The organism is Bacillus sp. FSL P4-0248 (assembly GCF_038593305.1).
GTDB lineage: Bacteria > Bacillota > Bacilli > Bacillales > Bacillaceae > Bacillus > Bacillus safensis.
Window position 1 is genome coordinate 2,158,003 of the sequence record NZ_CP151983.1, and the last position, 22,421, is coordinate 2,180,423.

The 22,421-nt window shown below is 41.9% G+C and carries 26 protein-coding genes; 1 reads left to right on the plus strand and 25 read right to left on the minus strand.

Annotation, left to right across the window (positions count from 1 at the left end; all coding sequences use genetic code 11):
* Positions 1-13 precede the first annotated feature (13 nt).
* Complete coding sequence (locus NST65_RS10935) at positions 14-250, plus strand: DUF2627 domain-containing protein (RefSeq protein ID WP_024422931.1); 237 nt, start codon at positions 14-16, stop codon at positions 248-250.
* A 36-nt stretch (positions 251-286) separates the two neighbouring features.
* Here the strand turns inward: NST65_RS10935 and NST65_RS10940 are convergent, their stop codons facing one another.
* The 25 genes from NST65_RS10940 to spoIIIAA form a co-directional block, all read right to left on the minus strand.
* The gene (locus tag NST65_RS10940; protein ID WP_041117937.1) at positions 287-1,024 is read right to left on the minus strand and encodes a glycerophosphodiester phosphodiesterase; all 738 of its coding nucleotides are present in this window, start codon (positions 1,022-1,024) and stop codon (positions 287-289) included.
* A 227-nt stretch (positions 1,025-1,251) separates the two neighbouring features.
* Entirely contained in the window at positions 1,252-2,352 is a 1,101-nt protein-coding gene (locus NST65_RS10945) for a Rap family tetratricopeptide repeat protein (RefSeq protein ID WP_024422933.1), read from the minus strand.
* Positions 2,340-2,537, minus strand: a complete 198-nt coding sequence (locus tag NST65_RS10950) for a hypothetical protein (RefSeq protein WP_024422934.1) — start codon at positions 2,535-2,537, stop codon at positions 2,340-2,342. The genes NST65_RS10945 and NST65_RS10950 overlap by 13 nt, the downstream gene beginning before the upstream one ends.
* Before the next feature lie 271 nt (positions 2,538-2,808).
* On the minus strand, positions 2,809-3,612 hold the full coding sequence (spo0A, locus tag NST65_RS10955; protein WP_024422935.1) for a sporulation transcription factor Spo0A: 804 nt from the start codon (positions 3,610-3,612) through the stop codon (positions 2,809-2,811).
* 285 nt (positions 3,613-3,897) lie between these two features.
* Entirely contained in the window at positions 3,898-5,175 is a 1,278-nt protein-coding gene (gene spoIVB, locus NST65_RS10960) for a SpoIVB peptidase (protein ID WP_034280268.1), read from the minus strand.
* Positions 5,176-5,374: 199 nt separating this feature from the next.
* Positions 5,375-7,108, minus strand: coding sequence for a DNA repair protein RecN (gene recN, locus NST65_RS10965; RefSeq protein ID WP_111926471.1), 1,734 nt, complete (start codon positions 7,106-7,108; stop codon positions 5,375-5,377).
* 33 nt (positions 7,109-7,141) lie between these two features.
* Positions 7,142-7,591: a transcriptional regulator ArgR gene (gene argR, locus NST65_RS10970; protein WP_024422938.1), complete on the minus strand. Its 450-nt coding sequence runs from the start codon at positions 7,589-7,591 to the stop codon at positions 7,142-7,144.
* Between the two features lie 163 nt (positions 7,592-7,754).
* A complete protein-coding gene (locus NST65_RS10975; RefSeq protein WP_041117943.1) occupies positions 7,755-8,609 on the minus strand; it encodes a TlyA family RNA methyltransferase in 855 nt (284 codons plus the stop codon).
* The gene (gene dxs, locus NST65_RS10980) at positions 8,606-10,507 is read right to left on the minus strand and encodes a 1-deoxy-D-xylulose-5-phosphate synthase (protein ID WP_041117945.1); all 1,902 of its coding nucleotides are present in this window, start codon (positions 10,505-10,507) and stop codon (positions 8,606-8,608) included. Before dxs ends, NST65_RS10975 begins: the two co-directional genes overlap by 4 nt.
* A 150-nt stretch (positions 10,508-10,657) precedes the next feature.
* Positions 10,658-11,548, minus strand: a complete 891-nt coding sequence (locus tag NST65_RS10985) for a polyprenyl synthetase family protein (protein ID WP_065214642.1) — start codon at positions 11,546-11,548, stop codon at positions 10,658-10,660.
* Positions 11,538-11,798 (minus strand): exodeoxyribonuclease VII small subunit, encoded by a 261-nt coding sequence (locus NST65_RS10990; RefSeq protein WP_003215880.1) that lies wholly within the window; start codon positions 11,796-11,798, stop codon positions 11,538-11,540. Before NST65_RS10990 ends, NST65_RS10985 begins: the two co-directional genes overlap by 11 nt.
* Positions 11,795-13,141 carry an exodeoxyribonuclease VII large subunit gene (gene xseA, locus NST65_RS10995; RefSeq protein ID WP_065214641.1) on the minus strand — a complete coding sequence of 449 codons (1,347 nt, stop codon included), beginning with the start codon at positions 13,139-13,141 and terminating at the stop codon, positions 11,795-11,797. Before xseA ends, NST65_RS10990 begins: the two co-directional genes overlap by 4 nt.
* 70 nt (positions 13,142-13,211) lie before the next feature.
* Positions 13,212-14,063, minus strand: a complete 852-nt coding sequence (folD, locus tag NST65_RS11000) for a bifunctional methylenetetrahydrofolate dehydrogenase/methenyltetrahydrofolate cyclohydrolase FolD (protein WP_024422943.1) — start codon at positions 14,061-14,063, stop codon at positions 13,212-13,214.
* A gap of 11 nt (positions 14,064-14,074) precedes the next feature.
* The gene (nusB, locus tag NST65_RS11005; protein WP_012010530.1) at positions 14,075-14,470 is read right to left on the minus strand and encodes a transcription antitermination factor NusB; all 396 of its coding nucleotides are present in this window, start codon (positions 14,468-14,470) and stop codon (positions 14,075-14,077) included.
* Between the two features lie 210 nt (positions 14,471-14,680).
* A complete protein-coding gene (locus NST65_RS11010; protein ID WP_034280262.1) occupies positions 14,681-15,088 on the minus strand; it encodes an Asp23/Gls24 family envelope stress response protein in 408 nt (135 codons plus the stop codon).
* A 25-nt stretch (positions 15,089-15,113) separates the two neighbouring features.
* Positions 15,114-16,463 (minus strand): acetyl-CoA carboxylase biotin carboxylase subunit, encoded by a 1,350-nt coding sequence (accC, locus tag NST65_RS11015; RefSeq protein ID WP_024422945.1) that lies wholly within the window; start codon positions 16,461-16,463, stop codon positions 15,114-15,116.
* 11 nt (positions 16,464-16,474) lie between these two features.
* Positions 16,475-16,957 (minus strand): acetyl-CoA carboxylase biotin carboxyl carrier protein, encoded by a 483-nt coding sequence (gene accB, locus NST65_RS11020; protein ID WP_034280261.1) that lies wholly within the window; start codon positions 16,955-16,957, stop codon positions 16,475-16,477.
* A gap of 194 nt (positions 16,958-17,151) precedes the next feature.
* A complete protein-coding gene (locus NST65_RS11025) occupies positions 17,152-17,784 on the minus strand; it encodes a SpoIIIAH-like family protein (RefSeq protein WP_034280770.1) in 633 nt (210 codons plus the stop codon).
* Positions 17,784-18,455 (minus strand): stage III sporulation protein AG, encoded by a 672-nt coding sequence (gene spoIIIAG, locus NST65_RS11030; protein ID WP_034280258.1) that lies wholly within the window; start codon positions 18,453-18,455, stop codon positions 17,784-17,786. Before spoIIIAG ends, NST65_RS11025 begins: the two co-directional genes overlap by 1 nt.
* Positions 18,448-19,080 (minus strand): stage III sporulation protein AF, encoded by a 633-nt coding sequence (gene spoIIIAF / locus NST65_RS11035; protein WP_034280256.1) that lies wholly within the window; start codon positions 19,078-19,080, stop codon positions 18,448-18,450. Before spoIIIAF ends, spoIIIAG begins: the two co-directional genes overlap by 8 nt.
* 14 nt (positions 19,081-19,094) lie before the next feature.
* Positions 19,095-20,288, minus strand: a complete 1,194-nt coding sequence (spoIIIAE, locus tag NST65_RS11040; RefSeq protein WP_061109344.1) for a stage III sporulation protein AE — start codon at positions 20,286-20,288, stop codon at positions 19,095-19,097.
* 19 nt (positions 20,289-20,307) lie between these two features.
* Positions 20,308-20,721, minus strand: a complete 414-nt coding sequence (spoIIIAD, locus tag NST65_RS11045; protein ID WP_087978339.1) for a stage III sporulation protein AD — start codon at positions 20,719-20,721, stop codon at positions 20,308-20,310.
* The gene (gene spoIIIAC, locus NST65_RS11050; protein WP_003153142.1) at positions 20,718-20,924 is read right to left on the minus strand and encodes a stage III sporulation protein AC; all 207 of its coding nucleotides are present in this window, start codon (positions 20,922-20,924) and stop codon (positions 20,718-20,720) included. The genes spoIIIAD and spoIIIAC overlap by 4 nt, the downstream gene beginning before the upstream one ends.
* Before the next feature lie 19 nt (positions 20,925-20,943).
* On the minus strand, positions 20,944-21,459 hold the full coding sequence (spoIIIAB, locus tag NST65_RS11055) for a stage III sporulation protein SpoIIIAB (RefSeq protein ID WP_046311733.1): 516 nt from the start codon (positions 21,457-21,459) through the stop codon (positions 20,944-20,946).
* Positions 21,453-22,376 carry a stage III sporulation protein AA gene (gene spoIIIAA / locus NST65_RS11060; RefSeq protein ID WP_342488816.1) on the minus strand — a complete coding sequence of 308 codons (924 nt, stop codon included), beginning with the start codon at positions 22,374-22,376 and terminating at the stop codon, positions 21,453-21,455. Before spoIIIAA ends, spoIIIAB begins: the two co-directional genes overlap by 7 nt.
* Between the last annotated feature and the right edge of the window lie 45 nt (positions 22,377-22,421).

Below are 22,421 nucleotides of genomic sequence, written 5' to 3' on the forward strand. Positions count from 1 at the left end.
AAGGGGACATTTGATGGGGAGAATACTTGCACTAGTGATTATTTTAATACCTGGCGCGCTTGCAGCACTTGGGATTAAGCTGCTGCGTGACACTGTTTTCGGCATCATCATTGCACCATTTCCATATTTATGGCTGCAAGGAATTGCAGGGTTGTTATTTTTAGGGGGTGGTCTTTATGTAGTGGCTGGCTTTATTTTATATAGAGACCGTAAACGAAATAAAGTGACTGCTCGCTTTAAGCAGAGATAAAACGTGAAAAAAGACCCGCTGATTTAGAGCAGGTCTTTATTTCATTTCTTCTCTTATTTTCACGGCTCGATCAGGAAAATCAGTGAAGATGCCATCGACACCTAAGGAAAACATGTTTTTCATTTGCTTTTCACTATTTACTGTAAACGGCCTGATCACTTGCTGAGCGGCATGGAGTGCTGACACCACCTCTTTGGTCACGCCGGCACCCTTTATATTAGGATGGTAGCCTCTTGCTGGTACTGTTTTTATATACATCTCCGGCTGATGGATCACATCCATTGTCAGAACAGCTAGTTCAACATGCGGCATCAGTTTGTGAAAAAGAGCTAAACTGCCGTGATGAAACGATGAAACAAGTACACGATCTTCTATTTGAAAATGCTCGATTTGCTTTTTTACTTTCTCTTCGATACCCGGATATCGATAAATGGAGTTTTTCAGTTCAATATTGATGATGAGTGATGATTGCTGCGTCACTAGCTCTAATACTTCCTCTAAAAGAGGAATGGATACAGCACCGGTTTCTTCGTAGAAAGAATGACTCGCATCTCCTGCTTTTAATTCTTCATATGTATGGTCTTTTACTAAACCTTTCATGTTCGTTGTTCTGTTCAGTTTCTCATCGTGAATGACAGCAAGTCTTCCGTCTTTCGTCAGCTGAACATCCAGCTCAATTCCGTCAGCTCCCGAAAGAAGTGCATGCTCGAAAGCTATCATGGTGTTTTCAGGATAAATGCCTTTAAAGCCTCTGTGTGCAAAAATTTTCGTCATAGGTCACCTCTAAATATGATACTTCCTTTCATTATGACGTGTCTTTTTTCGTTTTTCCAGTTTTGAGCGCATAAAAAAACCTCTTCTGATTCATACGAAGAGGTTGACAGATAAATTCGATCACGTAATCGCTCTGATGGCTTGCTCTGTCGTCTCTGCGTCAAGAGCAAAAAGGGAAGAAACAACTGCGACTGCTGTAACAACGGTTACACCTAACAACAACTTTTTCATAAGATAACCTCCACTTTCTTTTGAAGTATTTGTGCATCGAATTTCTTTTCAAGAAAACGAATGGCATTTTGATAATCATTTCGTTCCTTGAAGTATTTCGATATTTGTTCAGACAAATCCTCAAGCTCCACATATAATCTATTTTTTTCTATGTAGTCTAATTTTTCTGAGAATACGTCTGCTGCCCCACTATTCTCGCACATCAAATCCAAAATTTCAAATTTTACTATATATTCATTATTTTGGATATCACAACTATACAAAATACCCTCTTTAATATATTCCCTCGCCTCTTGATCTCCTAAATGAACCAAGGCATTGGCCAGAACATATAAAGATTGGATGTAATAATGGCTATTGTCACGGTGAATTTGAATGCCCATCCCTTTTTTGGCATAATGTGCGCTTTTTTCATAATCATGCTTTGCATAATAAAGAACCGCTAAATTGTGATAGCATTTCCCAATGAGCACTTCATTGTTAATGCGCTTACTTTTCTCAAGTGCTTCTTTATACTTTTTCTCTGCTTCATCGAATTGGAACAAATCAATACAATTACTTGCATGTAAAATTAAGCTGTCAATCGCCTGCGCTGTGTATTCTTCATGCGCTTTGAACGTATCGATGGCTTTTTTAATATGATTAATGGATATGAAATTTTGTTTCAGTTCGTAATAGATCGAAGCAACCTTATGGTGAAAAGTTCCTACTTCCAGGTCTTCATTCACACGTTTTAGCCGCTGTTCTGCAATTTTGTAAAAGCTAATGGCTTCATCATACTTTTTCACATATGCAGCATATTGGCCTTTGTAAAAGTAAAAATAAAAATTAATAATGTCATCTGCCTTCTCATCGAGCGTTCCGACACTTTTCATAATTTGATTGGCTTTTTCAATATTTCCAAGTAACATTTCATGTCTGCCGTCAACAAGCTGATAATAAAGGAGAACTTCACGGTCTTCATCTGTATTTTTTAGCAAATTCTGAATTTTCTCTTTATAGACAGCAGATTTTTCTAAGTCATTCTGAGAAATGACCCTCGTCCACTTGCTAATTTCGTTCGCTACCTCAGCAGAGTGGATTTTCAGCTTTCCCATAACCTCACCCTCTTCTTTTCATTATTATAGCATAGTAAAAGAATGTGAAAATTATTAAATTCGACAATGGGAATATTCAGTTCAAATGGCACAATCTCTAAGAAGCCAGTGACTTTAAAACGCCAACCAATCAGGTCAATAGAAATAGAACTTTCGATCTCGTTTGCTTTAATTACCAAATCCATGAGACCTTTTCCTCTCATCCTTTTTCTTACGAATGAGCGTTTTCTTCTTCTATTTTGAAGACTTCATGATCAATTGGCGCAGCTGATTACCACTACTTTATGTCTTTTTTATTTTTTTCATGCTTTATTTTTCATTTTATTCTGAAAATAAAGCAGCCCGTTTGTCCAATTTAAATATTAAGATGATTTTATCAACCTAACCAATTTTTGACAACATCTTTCAAAATAAAAAAACGTCTCAATGAAGAAACGTTTTTTCATGAAAAAGATACTAGCTTGCTCTATGCTCTAATCGCAAACGATCAGCTACCATGGCAATAAATTCTGAATTGGTTGGTTTCGCTTTTGACATGCTGACAGTATAACCAAAGAGTGAGGAAATGGAATCAATGTTTCCTCTGCTCCAAGCGACTTCAATGGCATGACGAATCGCTCGTTCTACCCTGCTGGCAGTCGTGTTAAATTTCTTTGCAATGTCTGGGTACAACACTTTAGTAATGCTTCCGAGAAGCTCAATGTCATTGTACACCATAGAAATCGCTTCTCTTAAGTATAAATAGCCTTTAATATGAGCGGGCACGCCAATCTCATGAATAATGGTCGTAATGCTCGCATCTAAGTTTTTACGTTTCGGTTCAGGTTTGTTACGAAGAACACTGTTTTGGATTGATGAAGAGCGATGGGTAACTTGTGTGCCGTTTCCACTGACTTGACGAATATGACCTACTAGGTTTTCCATATCAAATGGCTTTAAAATGAAATAGGATGCGCCCAAATCAACTGCTTTTTTCGTGACATCTTCTTGTCCAAATGCCGTTAGCATAATCACACTTGGCTGTTTTGTCATTTCATTGTTTTCACGGAGGCGTTCTAGTACAGCAAGACCGTCTAAATGAGGCATAATAATGTCTAAGAGGAGAACGTCGGGCTCTTTATCTTTAAATAATGTCAGGCATTCCTGACCATTATACGCCACGCCAAGTACTTCCATATCTTCCTGTCCCTCAATGTACTCTGTCAAAAGGCCAACAAGCTCTCGATTGTCATCAGCTACACACACTTTAATTTTCTCCACGTTCTTTCCTCCCCAATGTCGATTCCTTTAGTCTTTTGCATTTCTCTTCTGAGTGTTCAATTCGACAAAACCATGCTATCCCCTTTAAAAAACTTTAATTTTCCGAATAATAGAGCATTATCTAGCTTTTTCTACGTTTTTCTTAACGAATCGACGATTATTGCAATTTGACAACAAGCTTTTTTCCATTTTGTCGAAAAATCTCTTTTTCCTTATTTTATAACATGATGGAAGAGAAAGAAAGGGTAGAAAAAAACTGCCGGAAAATTCGCGGCAGTTTGATGATCAGCTTGCTTTTTTGTTTTTTTGATAAAGGTCGATTCCTGCTTCTGACAGCATCCATTCAATGTGTACGCCGTACCCGCTAGTCGGATCATTGACGAATACGTGTGTGACAGCTCCAATGACTTTGCCATTTTGGATGATGGGGCTTCCGCTCATTCCTTGGACGATTCCGCCCGTTTTGCTTAAGAGCCGCTCATCTGTTACCTTTAATACCATTCCTTTAGTTGCTGGGAATTTCTGCGGTGTTGTGCTGACAATTTTAATATTAAACTTCTCCACTTTATCATGATCCACAACGGTTAAAATTTCTGCTGGGCCTTCTTTTACTTCATTAGATAAAGCGACTGGAAGTGGTTTATCTGCTACATGATTTTCAAGCTTTTCGGTTAACGTACCAAAGATACCAAAAGGGCTGTTGCGGGAGATATCTCCTATTGTTTTTCTTTCGGAAGAGAATCTCGCCAATTTTTCTCCAGGATTGCCTCCTGTGCCTTTTTCAATCGATGTCACGGTTGATCTAACAATTTCACCATTGTCGACAACAATTGGTTTTTTTGTATCCATGTCAGAAATCACATGCCCAAGGGCACCATATTTTTTAGATGAAGGTTCAAAAAAGGTCATCGTGCCGATTCCTGCTGCAGAATCACGAATGTAAAGACCAATTCGATAGATGCCTTCACTAGCATCTTTTGCGGGTGTTAATGTTGTTTGAAAGGTTTTATGATCTCTCTTTATGAGCAAACGAAGCGTTTCACCCGTTTTCCCTGCTTTCTGAATAAATGGGGTGAGGTCATTCATTTTCTCCATTTTTTGACCATTGATTTCAATGATCATATCCCCTGATTGAATGCCTGCGGCTTCACCTGGTGATTTTTTGCCGTCTGCTGTTGTGATTTGATGAAAACCTACAACGAGAACTCCTACAGAGTGGAGCTTGACGCCAATGGATTGTCCTCCAGGAATGACTTTTAATTCAGGGAGAACGTCAACTTTTGTTTTCTTAATAGGAAATCCTTTAAAATCATAAACAATTTCGGCTTTTCCCGCCTTTTGTCCTGTAATATCCAGCTGATTCTTTTTCTCTGAAAGGCTAAAGGCTGGTGAAGAAGCATTGGCTGACGCTTCAATCGATGTGTCAATTGAGTGCTTTTGTTTTTCAAATACAGCAACATTTGTTGGAATGCTGATGTACTCCTTCACTATGCTCATAAACCCTGTACTTATTAAAGAAACAAGGAGAATCACACCAATGGCTTTTCTCATCTTTTCGGGCATTCATTTTTCACTCTCCTCGCTCCTTACCCACACCAGAACACTCATGTTTTGGCTACATCTTTACTTTTGCCTTCTTCGAGAGGATTTATAACCGGCAGCTTTAGAAAATGATTGGATAAATTGATAAAAGAAAAAGACGATTTTATGGGTATATACGCCGGCTTTTACACAACATAAAAAAAGGCAGCTGATGATTCAGCTACCCTGTTGTTTTGACATCATTTGCTTGGTGCAATAGTTCTTTTGCGTGCTGTTTTGTCAGCTCAGTCACTTCCACACCGGCAATCATCCGGCCAATTTCACTCACTTTTTCTTCATGACTTAATGGTTTGACACTCGTCAGTGTTCTGCCCGCTTTCGAGCGTTTAGAAATGAAGAGATGCGTGTCAGCCATTGCGGCTACTTGAGGCAGGTGTGTAATACAGAGCACTTGTGATCCAGACGCAACTTTGTAAATTTTCTCAGCAATGGCTTGTGCCACTCTGCCGCTGACACCTGTATCAACTTCATCGAAAATAATGGATGTGACGTCTTGTTTAGCTGAGAAAATACTCTTCACAGCGAGCATGACACGTGAAATTTCTCCACCTGAGGCTACTTTCGATAAAGATTTCATCGGTTCGCCTGTATTTGTAGAAATGACAAATTGTGCTTGGTCGATTCCATTTTTCCTGAGCTGGACAGGTTTTCCGTCTAATAGCGGACAATCAGTGCTGCCAAATGGCGCATATCGAACAGAAAAAGCTGTGTCAAATGATGACTTCTCCATATACAAATCCTTGAGCTCTGTTTGAATTTGCTTTGCTAGCTTTTTGGCCCATTTTTTACGCAGCTCCGAAACGTTAAGTGCTTCCAGCAGAGCATCACGGCTCATCGCATCTAATTTATTTTTGAGCGTCTGCAGATGGCTGTCTCGATTTTGGATTTGATCTATTTCTTCTTCAATCTTCGCCGCATACTCCAAAATTTCCTCAACGGTTGTGCCGTATTTTCGTTTTAACTGCTTCATTTCATTCAGCCTGGACTCAATAAAATCAAGACGAGCCGGATCAAATTCTAATTGATCCAGCATGCTTCGCATTTGGAAAGTTGAATCCTCTAATAAGTAGTAGGAGTTCGACACTTGTTCAGATAACTTTTTCAAATCATCGTTGATTTCAGACACCTGCTCAAGCTCGCTTGAGGACATACCAACCCAATCTAGTCCTCCTTGCTCATTACGCAAAGCGTTGTACGCGTTTTGGAGTGAAGAATAGATTTTTTCGTAGTTGCTGATTTGATGTCGCTCTTCCTGAAGCCTCTCATCTTCCCCCAGCTCTAATTGTGCCGCCTCAATCTCCTCTAGCTGAAATTGCAGTAAATCTAAGCGGTGCACCATTTCCTGCTCATTCTCAGACAGCTGCCTGAGCTTTTGAGCCGTCTTCATATATTGATCATATGCTTCTTGATACTGCAAGAGAGCCGGTGCAATTTCTTCTGCTCCAAATTGATCGAGCAAATGCAGATGATTTTCATCTTCCATGAGCAGCTGGTTATCGTGCTGTCCATGTATATCAAGCAAAAGCCGTCCTACTTCCCGTAAAAGTGAGATGGTGACAAGCTTTCCATTAATCCGGCAAATGCTTTTCCCGCTGTTGTTAATATCACGGCGGAGGATCATCATTTCATCTGATGCGTCAATTCCCTGCTCTTCGCATAGAGCAAATACAGGATGATCGGCTGGTACAAGAAAAAGCCCTTCCAGCTCTGCTTTTTTTTCACCGTAGCGGACAAATTCAGAGGAACCTCTTCCTCCCACGAGAAGTGAGACAGCGTCAATCATGATGGATTTTCCGGCACCTGTTTCCCCCGTTAGAACCGTTAGTCCTTTTTCAAATGAAACCGTTAACTCTTCAATGATTGCAAAGTTTTTAATGGTTAGTTCTGCTAACACTCATTTGACACCTCTTTTAGTAAACCTGATTCTTTATAGAAGCTCTAAAATTTTGCTCGAAACTGTCTCTGTATCATCTGGGGTGCGGCAAATGATTAAAATGGTATCATCCCCGCAAATCGTTCCCATAATTTCTTCCCAATCTAAATTATCCATTAAAGCACCAATCGCCTGAGCATTACCCGGCATTGTTTTAAGAACAATTAAATGACTGGCAGCATCCATTTTAATAAATGCATCCATTAGGGACCGCTTCAGCTTTGACAGCGGATTAAACCGCTGATCCGCAGGAAGACTGTATTTATATGTTCCATTGTTCGTCGGAACTTTCACTAAATGTAATTCTTTAATATCTCTAGAAACGGTCGCTTGTGTGATGTTATATCCATCGGCTTTCAAAATATCGACCAATTCATCTTGTGTTTCGATTTCTTGGCTCGCAATGATTTCTCTAATTTTAATATGCCTTTGACCTTTATTCATATTTGACCCCCCTAGGCGTTTTATTCTCAGTTTGTCTTTACGTTCTATGTTATATGATGCACAGTTCAAAAAACAAGCATTACGTGAGATACGGCCAATTCTTGTCTTTTGACCATGTAAAAAGGAATAATAGCGAGCTATTATTCCTTTTGTTTCAATGATTTCATGTGTCAGCCGGCTCAGGGCTGTTTTTCTTTTCTTTCAATACAGAATGGGCTTCCTTCACGACCTTCTCAAGTTGTGAAGCAGGAAGTGCCGCATTTTCTTCTTGATCAGGATGAAGCACTAAATGAAGCAGAAATTCAATATTTCCATCTCCACCAGTGATAGGCGAAAATGATACATCCTTTACATCATAACCTTCTTTTGCAGCAAATTGATTCATCTCTTCTAGTACACCAAGGTGGACAGAGGGCTCACGCACGATGCCTTTTTTCCCAACAAGCTCTCTGCCTGCTTCAAATTGAGGCTTGACGAGCGCAATACAGTCACCACCCGGCACAAGAATATGCTTTAAAGCCGGCAGAATGAGTTTGAGTGAGATAAAAGATACATCAATCGATGCCACTTCTGGCAACCCTTCAGTAAAATCAGCTGGGACGGAATGGCGGAAATTGGTGCGCTCCATGACGATGACCCTGTCATCCTGCCTTAATTTCCACGCAAGCTGATTGTAGCCAACGTCTACAGCATATGATTTGACTGCTCCATTTTGAAGAGCACAATCTGTAAATCCGCCTGTGGATGAGCCAATATCAATCAGCAATTTCCCTTTAACTGTCAGGTCAAATTCTTTGAGCGCTTTTTCGAGCTTTAACCCGCCGCGGCTTACGTATTTGAGAGGATTCCCTTTCACTGTGAGCGGTGTATCACGAGCAATTTTCTCTCCTGGTTTATCCAAACGGTTTTCATTTGAGTAAACGATCCCTGCCATGATGGCACGCTTTGCTTTCTCTCTTGTTTCCATTAGTCCTTGTTCGACTAATAAAACGTCAAGTCGTTCTTTCTTTGATGTCATGATCCAATTCCTTTTCTTGGTGCTGCTGGAAGCAGGTCACGTAAAGTCTCAGCAACATGTGCTTTCGTCAGTCCAATTTCTTCAAGCAGGGCATCAACACTTCCATGCTCAATAAATTGATCTGGGATACCCATGCGTTCTACTTTGATATGTGATGCTTTCTTGTCGTGTAGATATTCTAATACGCTGCTGCCAAACCCGCCTTGGAGCACGGCTTCTTCAATCGTTAAAATCGGAATCCCTTCAGAAAGAATGTCGTTTATCATCGCTTCATCAAGCGGCTTAATAAACCGAGCGTTGACGACACGAATTGATTTCCCTTCTTTTTGAAGTTCCTCAGCTGCTTGCAGCGCCATTTTAATCGTCGTACCGAATGTTAAGATGACGGCATCCTTCCCTGGGCGAAGAACCTCCCAAGATCCAATCGGAATGGTTTTGAGCTGTTCATCCATTTTCACACCAAGCCCATTTCCGCGCGGGAAACGCATGGCAATAGGACCGTCATCATACTGAATGGCTGTATTGACCATGTGCTGGCCTTCATTTTCATCCTTCGGCATCATGAGCACCATATTCGGCATATGACGCATGAAGGCAATATCAAACACACCTTGATGCGTTTCTCCATCAGCACCGACAAGACCCGCACGGTCAATTCCGATAAAAACATTAAGGTTTTGGCGGCAAATATCATGCAGCACTTGATCATAAGCTCTTTGCAGGAACGTTGAATAAATCGCTAAAAATGGCTTCATATCCTGCGTCGCAAGCCCAGCTGCCATTGTGGCTGCATGCTGCTCAGCGATCCCTACATCAAACATTCGCTCAGGAAATTCCTTTGCAAAGCCTTCAAGTTTTGAGCCAACAGGCATCGCAGGCGTGATGGCCACAATTCGCTCATCTTTCCGCGCCAGCTTTCTGACTGTTTCACTGACAAGACCACTCCATGACGGTGCAGCTGCTGCTGGTTTTACAAAATCACCTGTATCAATTTTGTATGGACCTGTGCCGTGCCATGTCCCAATTTTATCGGATTCTGCCGGCTGATAGCCTTTTCCTTTTTTCGTGATGACATGCAGCAGGACAGGACCTTTTGTTTTCTTTGCATATTCAAGATTTTCAAAAAGATCTTCATAAGAATGTCCATCAACAGGACCTAAGTAAGTGAATCCCATTTCCTCAAAAAACATGCCAGACACTAGTAAATACTTGAGGCTGTCTTTAATACGCTCTGCTGTGGCAGCAAGCTTTCCGCCTACAGCTGGGATCCGCTTAAATAAATACTCGAGCTCGTCCTTTACCCATTGGTACTTGCCTGCTGTGCGCAGTCTGCCAAGCATGGTGTGAATTGCACCGACGTTTGGTGCAATACTCATTTCATTATCGTTTAAGATGACGATCATATCTTTCTTTTCATCACCGATATGATTCAGAGCTTCAAGCGCCATACCTCCGGTTAATGCACCGTCTCCGATAATCGGCAGGATATATTCATCTGTCCCTTTAATATCCCGCGCCGCCGCCATCCCCATCGCGCCAGATAATGAGGTTGAGCTGTGGCCTGTTTCCCAAACATCATGCTCACTTTCATTTCGTTTAGGAAAACCGCAAAGTCCTTTATATTGACGAAGTGTATCAAACTCCGCCCCTCTTCCAGTTAACAGCTTGTGAACATAAGACTGATGTCCAACATCCCAAAGGAATTTGTCTTTCGGGCTGTCAAATACTTTATGAAGGGCAACCGTGAGTTCAACGACACCCAGGTTCGGACCGATATGCCCGCCAGAGTTAGCCAAGGACTCAATTAAAAACATGCGAATGTCAGCACTAAGCTCCTCTAATTCTGCATTTGACATTCCTTTTAGAAACGTTGGATTTTTTATTGATAAAAGATCCAATCAGGATCAACTCGCTTTCAACAAAATTTCTATCTACATATATAATGCCTTATTCCTATGAAAACCAAGCGGGAATAAGAGTTGTCTCATCATGTTAAACTGTTTACAGTTTACCACAATTGCTCGAAGACCCTCAAATCTAGGCTGTTTTTAATGATCTCTTGAGGCGATCAGATCACATAACTCATGCAGCAATTGCTGCTCTAATTCAAGATTTGAGACAATTTCTTTTGCACGTGTGATGTGCTCGTGCAGCTTTTCTTTTGCTCCTGAAAGCGTTAATAAAGAAGGATATGTCGACTTTTCATTCGCTGTATCAGAGCCGACCCGTTTTCCTATTTTTTCTTCGCTACCTTCGAGGTCTAAAATGTCATCACGGATTTGAAAAGCAATGCCAATATGATAGCTGAACTCTCTTAGTTTTTCGATATCGTCATCTGATGCTCCTGCCAGCATTGCACCTGCTGTGACGCTGAATGTGAGAAGCTTTCCTGTTTTCCGGGCATGAATGGATTCTAGTTCAGCAAGCGGGACTTGTTTTTGCTCTGCTTCCATGTCATCAAATTGACCGCCTACCATTCCTAGTGCACCTGCTGACCGCACAAGCTCATCTACGATTCTGAGCTTTTGGTCAGGAGAGACGCTGCTAGATAGCTGCGATGTAATCAGGCGGAAGCTTTCCGTTAAAAGTGCATCACCAGCGAGAACCGCGGTTGCTTCCCCGTATACTTTATGGTTGGTCGGCTTTCCTCTGCGAAGGTCATCATCGTCCATGCAAGGCAGGTCGTCATGTATCAATGAATACGTATGAATCATTTCTACAGCACAGCCAACCGGTATGCCATCTTCTTCGTTTTTTCCGTAGGCATGTAATAAAGCAAGAACGAGAACAGGGCGAAGTCTTTTCCCTCCAGCTTCAAGAGAGTAAAGCATCGAAGATTTTAGTTCTTCTGGAATCATCAATTCCTGAACATATGTAAATAAATACTCTTCAATGGCCTGTTTTCGTGTTGTTAAAAAATCCTGCAAATTACTTGTCACCAGCATCTGCCTCCTTCACCGAGAAAGGAGCCAGCTCACCGTCCTCTTTTAAAATGAAATCCATCTGCTTTTCAACGTGCTGTAATTTTTCATGACAAAGCTTTGAAAGTGTCATGCCTTCTTGAAAATAATGAATGGCTTGCTCAAGTGGTACATCTCCTTCTTCGAGCTTTCCAACGATCTCCTCAAGACCTTTCATCGCTTCTTCAAATGTCATTTGTTCTTCTTTTTGTTTATTTGATTCTGTCATGATGATTGCCCCTCCTTCTCAATAACCTCACAAATCAGACGTCCATCCTTCATGGTGATAGCCAGCTGATCTTTCGTATCGACTTGGTTTACACTTTTAATCAGTTCATCGTCTTTATAAGCTAAACTATAGCCTCTTTCCATCACTTGAAGTGGATTTAATGCATTTAGTTTACCAAGAACAGATTGGAACTGCGAATGAATTGTTTTCATTTGCACATTCATGCTGCGGATGAGCTGTTCTGTTTCATTGGCGTGGCGTTTTTTCGCCTGAAGCAGCTGCTCTTTTGGATGAAGCGGCTTCAGCCTGTATGTCTGGCGGTCTAGTTGACTGCGTTTTTGTTCAATTTGTCTCGTCAGCTGTTTTTGAAAACGGTCAAATACCAAATCGAATTGCTGCTCTTTTTGCTCCTGCAAACGTTTTGGAAAACGGAAGGCATAAGAGGATTGCAGCGCCACAAGACGGTCTTTCGCTTGTGAAGTTCGATTCTTTACGGCCCTTGTAAGCCGAATATCGATGGATTTGATTCGTTCTATTAAATCGGCTGTGCTTGGAACAGCGAGCTCGGCTGCTCCTGTTGGTGTGGGTGCTCTCATGTCTGCAGTGAAATCACTGATCGTAAAGTCCGTTTCGTGCCCTACTGCAGAAATGATTGGAATGTCTGATGCGAAGATCGCTCTTGCGACAGCTTCTTCATTAAAGGCCCAAAGTTCTTCGATCGAACCGCCTCCTCTTCCGACAATCAAGACATCACAGAGCTGTTTTTCATTTGCTTCCTTGATCCGCTCTACGATTGAACGAATGGCATTTTCACCTTGAACAAGCGCCGGAAGCACAATGATTTTCGCCTGCTGATAGCGCCGGTTAATCGTTGTGATGACATCTCGAACAGCCGCTCCTGTTGGTGATGTAATGACACCAACAACCTCTGGATATTCAGGAATTGATTTTTTATAGCGCGCATCAAATAAGCCTTCACTTGCCAGCTTTTTCTTCAGCTCTTCATAAGCGAGATGAAGAGCACCAACACCATCAGGCTGCATTTCTTTTGCATATAATTGATAGTTGCCGCTTGGTTCATAGACTTGAATCCCGCCGCGTACAAATACTTTCATTCCGCTCTTTGGTGAAAAAGGCAGCTTTGCTGCGGAACGCTGAAACATGACAGCTTGCATGCGTGCGTTTTCGTCTTTTAAGGTGAAGTACACATGACCTCTTGAATGAATCTTCACATTGGATAACTCACCTTTGATCCAAATATCTTCTAAATGCGGATCAACATCAAATTTTCTTTTTATGTATTTTGTAAGGGCTGTGACCGTCACAAAGGCTTTTTCACTCATGACGTATTCCTCCTCTTCAAAAACGCACATTCATCCACCGGCAGCATGCAGGTGGATGAATGGATAAAGCTTATGCTAATGTACGTTTTGCTGATTTAACCGTATTGTGTGCAAGCATGGTAATCGTCATTGGACCGACTCCGCCAGGGACTGGTGTGATATAAGAAGCTTTTTCTTTCGCTTCTTCAAAATCAACATCCCCAACAAGCTTCCCAGTATCTAAACGATTGACTCCTACATCGATGACAATTGCGCCTTCTTTGATTTGGTCAGCTTTAATAAAGTTTGCTCGACCGACGGCAACAACTAAAATGTCCGCTTTTAACGTATGTTCTGAAATATTCGCCGTTCTTGAATGGCAGTAAGTAACCGTTGCATTTTCATTTAACAGCAATTGTCCAACTGGTTTGCCGACAATATTGCTGCGCCCTACAACAACCACTTCTTTTCCAGAAAGACTGACACCCGTTTTGTTCAGTAATTCAACAATGCCTGCTGGTGTACAAGGTAGGAATGTATCTTCTCCAAGCAGCATTTTCCCGATATTTAATGGATGGAAACCATCTACATCTTTCTCAGGTGAAATACGTTCAATGACGGCTTTTTCAGAAATATGTTTTGGCAGTGGAAGTTGAACAAGAATCCCGTGGAATTGATCGTTCGCATTGTACTGATCAATCAGTTGAAGCAATTCTTCTTCTGTTAAAGAAGCATCTAAATGATCAAGCTGAAAGTGCATGCCCATTGCTTCTGCTGCTTTTTTCTTCCCGCGTACGTAAGAAAGTGAGGCCGGATCATCACCGATTAGAATAACGGCAAGACCAGGTGTGACTCCTTTTTGTTTTAGCTCTTCTACTTCTTTTGCTAATTGTTCACGTTTTTCTTTTGCTGTTTCTTTCCCATCGATGATTGTTGCTGTCATGTCGAATCCTCCTATTGCTGCTTTAGGTCGTTTTTAATGTTCGAAAGTACACCATTTACAAATTTCGGTGCTTTATCATCGCCGAATAATTTGGCGAGTTCAATCGCTTCATTCATTGAGACACTAACTGGGATGTCTTCTTGATACACCATCTCGTACACAGACAGCCTTAAAATGGCTCTGTCTACGTTTGCAATACGGTCGAGTTTCCAATTCACTAGATGCTGTGAGATCATGTCATCAAGCTTGTCCTTTTGTTCAAGCACACCGAAAACCAGTTCCTCGAAAAAAGGATCTGATTCTTGTTCATCCAGCGCATGTGTAATGGCCTCTTTCGGATCAATATTGCTCACATCAATTTGAAATAATGTTTGTAGCGCCTTTTCTCTTGCAGTTCTTCTTTTCATTATTTACTCCTTTAACCACTTTATCCGCTTGTCGTTAAGCCATACAGAGATCATAACATATTTTGACCGTGGTCGCACCAAGATCCATGCGAGCTGTGACGAAAAACGAATCAATCAACGTGTGACGTTATCAATATTCGGAAATTACTCAAAAATGGGCTTTAAAAAACCAAAGAGGCAATGCCTCCTTGGTTTTACTTGAACCCTTTTTTACATTTCTTGATCTACTTCAGCCTCAGGTGCTTTTGTATCAAATTGAATGCCAACGACATGAATGTTAATTTCATTAATTGTTAAGGCAGTCATGTTCAAAAGGGTTTGACGGATATTTTCTTGTACAGCAGTGGATACCTTTGGAATGGATAGGCCAAATTCAACCACACAATACACATCGATTGTGATGCCTTCATCAGAGACATCAACTTTTACACCTTTACGGTGATTTTTCTTACCAAAGCGTTCTGCTACATCAGCAGCGAAATTGCCGCGCATTTCGGCAATGCCTTCGACTTCTGAAGCGGCGATCCCAGCAATGACTTCAATCACTTCTGGTGCAATTTGCACTTTTCCCAATTGATCTTCATCAAGGTTCATTTCAAGCAAATTGTTTTCTGACACGATCATTCACCTCCGAAAGCTGTGATTATTTCATGATTTGGTATGTTTCTAAAAACTTCGTATTAAAGTTACCGCTCACAAATGTTTCATGCTCGAGCAATCTAAGGTGGAATGGAATCGTTGTGTAGACTCCTTCAATGACGAATTCTTGAAGCGCACGTTTCATTTTTGCAATCGCTTCTTCTCTTGTCTTACCATATGTGATCACTTTGGCAATCATGCTGTCATAATATGGCGGAATCACATAGCCCGGATAAGCGGCAGAATCAACTCGTACACCTAAACCGCCTGGCGGAAGATACATTTTAATTTCACCAGCTGAAGGCATGAAGTTTTTCTCTGGGTTCTCTGCATTGATGCGGCATTCGATCGCCCAGCCTTCATATACGACATCCTCTTGTGTAAGTGAAAGCTTCTCACCTGATGCAACCTTGATCTGTTCTTTGATCAAGTCTACACCTGTGACCATTTCTGTCACAGGATGCTCTACTTGAATACGAGTATTCATTTCCATGAAGTAGAACTTCTCTTCATTATAATCATAAATGAATTCGACTGTTCCAGCACCTGTATATTCAACAGCTTCTGCTGCTTTTACGGCTGCTTCACCCATTTGCTCACGGATGTCTGCATTTAGTGCTGGTGATGGCGTTTCTTCAAGAAGCTTTTGCATTCTTCTTTGGATCGAGCAATCACGCTCTCCTAAATGAATCGTGTTGCCATGCTGATCTGCAAGCACTTGAATTTCCACATGTCTAAAGTCTTCAATGAACTTTTCTAAATAGACACCAGGGTTCCCAAAGTTTTGCGCCGCTTCCTGCTGCGTGATGGTGACTCCGTTAATAAGCTCTTCTTCTGTACGAGCCACGCGGATTCCTTTACCGCCTCCGCCTGCAGTTGCTTTAATAATCACAGGATACCCAATACTAGCTGCTGTTGAAACAGCATCATCAAGATCTTTTACAATTCCTTGAGAACCAGGGACGATCGGAACGCCTGCATTCTTCATTGTTTCTCGCGCGACATCTTTCGTTCCCATTTTGGAAATCGCTGACGCAGTTGGTCCAACAAAGATCACATTACATTCCTCGCAAAGCTCTGCAAAGTCTGCATTTTCTGCTAAAAAGCCGTATCCTGGATGGATGGCATCTGTTCCTGTTAATTTTGCTACGCTGACAATATTTGTGACATTTAAATAACTATCTTTAGAAGCAGTCGGTCCGATGCAATATGCTTCATCAGCCATTTGTACATGCAGCGCATCACGATCCGCTTCAGAAAATACCGCAACAGTTTCAATTCCAAGCTCTTTACAAGCGCGGATAATTCTAACTGCGATTTCTCCTCTGTTTGCAATTAATAGCTTTTTAATCATGATCGTACTCCTTACTCTGCTTTCACTAGAAAGAGGGGTTGTCCGAATTCTACAAGCTGACCGTTTTCAGCTAATACTTCGACGATTTCACCTTTTACTTCTGCTTCGATTTCATTAAACAGTTTCATCGCTTCCACGATACATACAACAGTGTTTTCCTTCACCTTGGAACCTGTTGTCACGTATGGATCTGCTTCTGGTGAAGAGGAAGCATAAAATGTGCCAACCATTGGGGATGTGATTTTATGCAGATTTTCAGACGCAGCTGCCTCTTGTGCAGGGGCTTCGGTCTGAGCTGGAGCTTGTGCTGTAGGAGCTTGTTGAGCTGGAGCTGCTTGGACAGGAGCCACTGGTGCTTGTGCCGCAACTTGCTGAACGACTTCTTTATTTTTCTTCAGTTTGATTTTTGCACCTTCGTTTTCGTACGTAAACTCATCGATAGTAGAGTCGTCAATTAATTTAATCAGTTCATGAATTTCTTCGATTTTTAACATGGATTTGCACCCCTATGTATGGATTTATCTTTTTATTATAGGCTAGTACTAAAAGTACATACTATAACCATCTTACAGGAGGATTTCGATGAATTCAACTACTATTGTGGCGAAGCGCCTCGCGTAAGCACCTTGGAGAGGGCGTCAAGCCGCATCAAAAAACGCCCTTTTCCGCAAAGGGCGCCAGTTCTTTTTTATTGATTAGTGGGCTCAAAAGTGACAGCTACGTTATCAAGACCTCTCATTTCTTTTGTGACCATATCAATAATATCGGCCGCTTGAGATTTTGATTTTTTATCAGAACGAACCGTGATACTCACTTTATCTCCTTCAGCACTTACGAGCGCGTCTTTATAGCCTTTTGTTTTGATCAAGGTCTCAAGCTGACGCTCAGTTCCTTCTGCTTCACTGAGCGCTGTCATTTGATCGTATGCTTCACTTTTTTCTTGGGCTGTTGCATCGTCACTGGAGACAATTTCGTTGTATTCTTCGCGCTGCTTGCTTCGTTTATCTTCAAGCTCTAGTCTGTATGTTGTAAAAAGCTCATCGTCTGTTTGCTCTGACACAGCCTTTCCTTCTTCACCGCTTGTTTCGATATCCTCTTGTTTGCCGTTTGTTTCTTTGTCAGTGGATTTCTTATCAGCACCTTTTTCCGTTCCTTTATCCGTCCCTTTTTCTGTTTCAACCTTTTTCTCTTCAGTGCCTTTTGATTTCGTATCTTCTACTGTCACTGCATTTTCACCCTGTGGAGACATGATATAGTACACACTTAATACGACAACTAAACTTAGCATCGTTAATAGCCAAACCGTTTGTTTTTTTAACATCATTCCGAATCCTCCTTGATTTTTTTAGGGGCAACAGCCACTCTATGGCTCGGTACATCAAGCACTCGTGTAACCGCTTCAATGATGGTTTTCTTTATTTGAACGTTGTCTACTCCTTGAGCAACAACGAGGACACCTCGGATTTCTGGTTTTTTCGTTTGAACAACGACTGGTGTTTCTTCATTGCCATTTTTAATGATGACGACTTCTTCTTCCTTTGTTTGATCGGTGACACTTCGCACGCCGCCTTCTTTATCTGTTTCCTCGGTCGTTGTACTTTTATTGGATTTGTTTTTTTCAAACACTTTTAAAGACGTTGCATCTACATTGACCACGATTGATACATCCTCAACGCCGATGATGGTCTCTAAAATTTCTTTCAGCTGATTTTCGTATTCTCTCTCCACGTCCTCAATTGAATTCTTTGGTTTACCTGAGGACGCCGGTTTGAATACCTCTTGCTCTTCTGAGGATGTTTTTTTAGAAGCAGGAACCGCAGCTTGTTGTTTGCTTGATGGCGGTGACAAGATCTGACTGACTAACATGAAAGATACGCCGATAATGAATACAAGCAGCAAGTAATGGTGCTTCGTTAATTTGGGTTTCCCTTCACCTTTTTCAGGCGGCTGGAAGAATGATTTCAGCTTTTGTTTCCAGTCCTTGTTATTCATGATCTGCTGCGTCACCTCCCTCAATGTTCAGCGCGATGTGCTCAGGACTCGTATTCCAAACATCAGCAAGTGTCTCTTTCACCCTCGTGATCTCTTTGCTAGAAGATCCAGCGCTTTCCTCCTTTTGCTTGGAGAGATCAATGTCCACCTTTGCCACCGTTTCTACAGCATCACCTGTGAGCGGGGAAAGAACTGCTTTGATGCGAAATTGATCCGCCTCCATATTCTGATCCAGATGCTCCTCATCAGCCAGCACTTCTACGTGTTTCATTTCATAGCTCTCCTTCTCCAGTGGCTCCTTTGCGCTTTTTTCTAGTTGGACAGCCATTTGCTTTAAAATATATGCACGCTGAGAGGCTTGTATTTCTTTTTTTTCTAAATTCATCTGATTTTTTATTTCTTCTGACTGCGCTTCTTCCTTCCCTTTCATCAATTCTGAAAAAATTTGGTCAGGATCCGCTCGAAATAAAGCAAAAATCGGATTAAGCATGACCACGATGAGCAGCAGGCTGACGACCATTTTTGCATACTTTTGCATGCTCGAATTGGGAAGCAGAAGATCAATAACAATCGCAAATAAGATAAAGAGAATAATACTTGTGATCCATTCCGTGAGAAAACTCAAAAGGTGTCCCCTCCTTACTTCATCATCATGGTCAGGTTACCCGCAGTGATGATGACGGTAATGCTTAAAAAGAACATGAGCGACACAACAGCAAGTGCGGCAAATATATACAGCACACTTTTTGAAATGACATCAAGACAGCTGATGATGGGTCCGCCCCCTAACGGCTGAAGGATGGCAGCAGCAAGCTTATAGATAAGGGCTAACGAAAGTACTTTAATCGCCGGGAAAGCGGCAATTGAAATCAAAATGGCAACCCCAACTAGTCCGACTGTATTTTTGAGTAAAACAGAGGCGCTGATCACGGTATCGGTCGCATCTGTAAACATTCTGCCTAGGACAGGGATGAAGTTTCCGGTAATGAATTTGGCTGTACGAAGAGCGATTCCATCCGTAACGGCCGCAGATGCACCCTGAACGGAAATGACGCCGAGAAAAACGGTTAAAAAAACGGCAAGCCCGCCAATTGCCACATTTCTTAACAGCTGGGCAAGCTGGGTGACCTTGTATTGTTCGGTCAGCGTACTGATAATGCTCAATATTGCAGATAAAAAGATGAGCGGGAGAACGACATACTGAATGAAAACACCGCTCGTGTTCATTAAAAATAAAATAACGGGATGAAAGAATCCGGCTGAGACAAGCCCGCCTGATGAAGCAATAAGCGCTAGTAAAAGAGGAATAAGAGCAAGAATAAAACTGGTCATCGTTTGAATGGCTTCTGTGGCATAGGAAATCGCCACATGAAAGCTGTTGAGTGCAATAATAATCAGCACCATATAAACAAGAGCATATGCGACTTTGCTGACGGTGCTTTGTTCAAATGCATTTTGTAAAAGCTGCAAAAGCGAACAAAAGATGGTGAGTAAAATCAGAGTACCTAGGAGCTTTCCGTTTGCAATGACCTCGTGAAACAGATAATGTACAAAGGCTTTCAGCCATGTTTGGGGAGACAGCTCTTTATCGCCGTCAATCATTTCCTTCACTGTGCCCTTTTGGCTTTCTGGCAAAAAGCCGCCATACTCGTCCAAAATGGTTTCCCAAAAGTCACTGATGGAATGAAGCTCAAGTGCATCAGCCTGTCCATTCGCCACTTCCTGTGCTGCTGGCTGTTCATTAGATAAAGGTTCTTTTTCTTCTGCCCCTGCATGCGGAGCAATCAGCCAAAAGAAAAGCATCAATCCCATTACAGCGGTCACCTGTTTCATTGTCATCACCTCTTTTCATTTACGTCATGGACGGGATCATTCCTAAGATCGTCTCAATGATGACTGTTAAAATTGGGACTGCCATCACCAAGATGAGAATCTTGCCGCCTAGCTCTATTTTGGATGCAATGGCGCCTTGTCCAGCATCCTTCGTCAGCTGAGCGCCAAATTCCGCAATATAGGCAATGCCAATGATCTTCAATATGGTTTCAACATACTTCATATTGACGCCGGCACTTGCTGCAATTTTTTCAATCATCGAGATAATGGCATAGATTTGATCAATTAAATAAAGAAAAATGACACATCCGGTAAACACAACAAGCATAAAGGCGAAGGTTGGCTTTTGTTCTTTGACGATTAATGCTAAAAAAGTAGCGATTAAACCAAGTCCAACAATTTGTATGATTTCGATTTGTAAGCCCTCCCCTATCCTTGAAATAGAAATACGGCTTTAATCTTTTTAAACAAATCGTCTACAATGGTTGCCACCATAAACAAAATGTAGATAAACCCAAGCAGCGTCACCCATTGAGCGTACTCTTTCTTCCCCATTTGGTCTAAAATCGTATGGAGAAAGGCCACGACGATGCCTACTCCGGCAATTTGAAAAATGACGTTTACATCAACGCCCATGCTCTCGACTCCCTTCCTCTCACATCAATAAAAGAATCAGTAGTAATCCGCTTAAAAATCCGAGGCTTCTGACCATTTTTTCATTTTTCGCTTGGGCGATTTCAGCTTCTTTCTCCTCTGATTCCAAATGACCTAAAGCAAGCCTGATATACTTTTGCTGAGAAGTGACATCATGCTGGCCAAGTGTTTCTCCAAAGTGTTTCAGCGCCTCATATTCGCCTTTTTTCAATACGGTTTTTTTCCAAACATCCTCAAGACTTTCGTTCCATGCATGACGTGCAGAAAAGGTCCCCACTTTCAGCTTTTCTGCAAATTGTTCAAACAGCTGATTCACAGGTGGACCTACCTGCGCTGCAATTTGCTCTGCCGCCCGTGCTAAAGGGGTTTGACCATACATAATTTCAGCTTCAAGAGACTGGAGAGCAAACCGCAGCTGCCGAATTTGTTTAGGTCTGTCGCTATATCGTTTGGCAAACTCGAATCCTCCCCATGTCGTGGCCGCGACAATGAAAATAGCGCCAATGAGCTTTAACATACGTCCACTCCCCGCCTCCATTTCATCTCTTGGCCGTCCCCGCCGTACATCCGCCCGATCGTGCCAGGCCCATTGTTTCGATTTAATTCAACATATCGTTCAAACACACGAAGCTCCCATAACGGTTTAAATGAAGGTCGTTTATATACATCTTCAAGTGAATAGCCATGAGCTGAGACGATGATGCTGACTCCGGCATGAATCGATTCTAAAAGTGCCTCTACATCCTCACTTTTTCCGATTTCATCGACAATCATGACCTCTGGGCTCATAGACCGAATCATCATCATCAACCCTTCAGCCTTTGGACACGCATCGAGTACATCAATCCGGTGGCCAAAATGGTGCTGCGGCACCCCTCTGATACATCCAGCGATTTCAGAACGCTCATCAATAATGCCTGTTTTTCTAGGAGGAATGGTTTTTGTGCCTGTACTAGCAAGACGTGCTATATCCCGGAGCAATGTGGTTTTTCCCGTTTGCGGGGGACCAATGATGAGTGTATTGTGCCAATGCTCTTCATATAAATAAGGAAGAAAAGGAAGCGCAATTCCGATTTTTTCTTTGGCAATGCGGATATTAAATGAAGAGATATCTCTTAACCCTTTGACAAATCCGTTTTCAACGATCACCTTTCCTGCAAGTCCCACCCGGTGTCCGCCAGATATGGTGATATAGCCCTGTTTTAGCTCTTCCTCAAGTGTGTACATGCTGTAATTGCTCAGCCTGCCTAATAGCTGAGACGCATCTTCCCAGGTGGTGTGATAAGAAAGGAAACGTGGTTTTCCTCCCTGCATTAATTCAATAGGACGATCCGTGCGAATGCGGATTTCTTCTATTTGCGCCCATTCTGCCTCTTTCAGCAGCCTGAGTTCTTGTCCAATCGAGTGCGGGAGAATATCCAACAAACTCCGCAACGAATTCCCCTCCTTTTTTTCTTCTCTAAAATGTATGATGTGAGC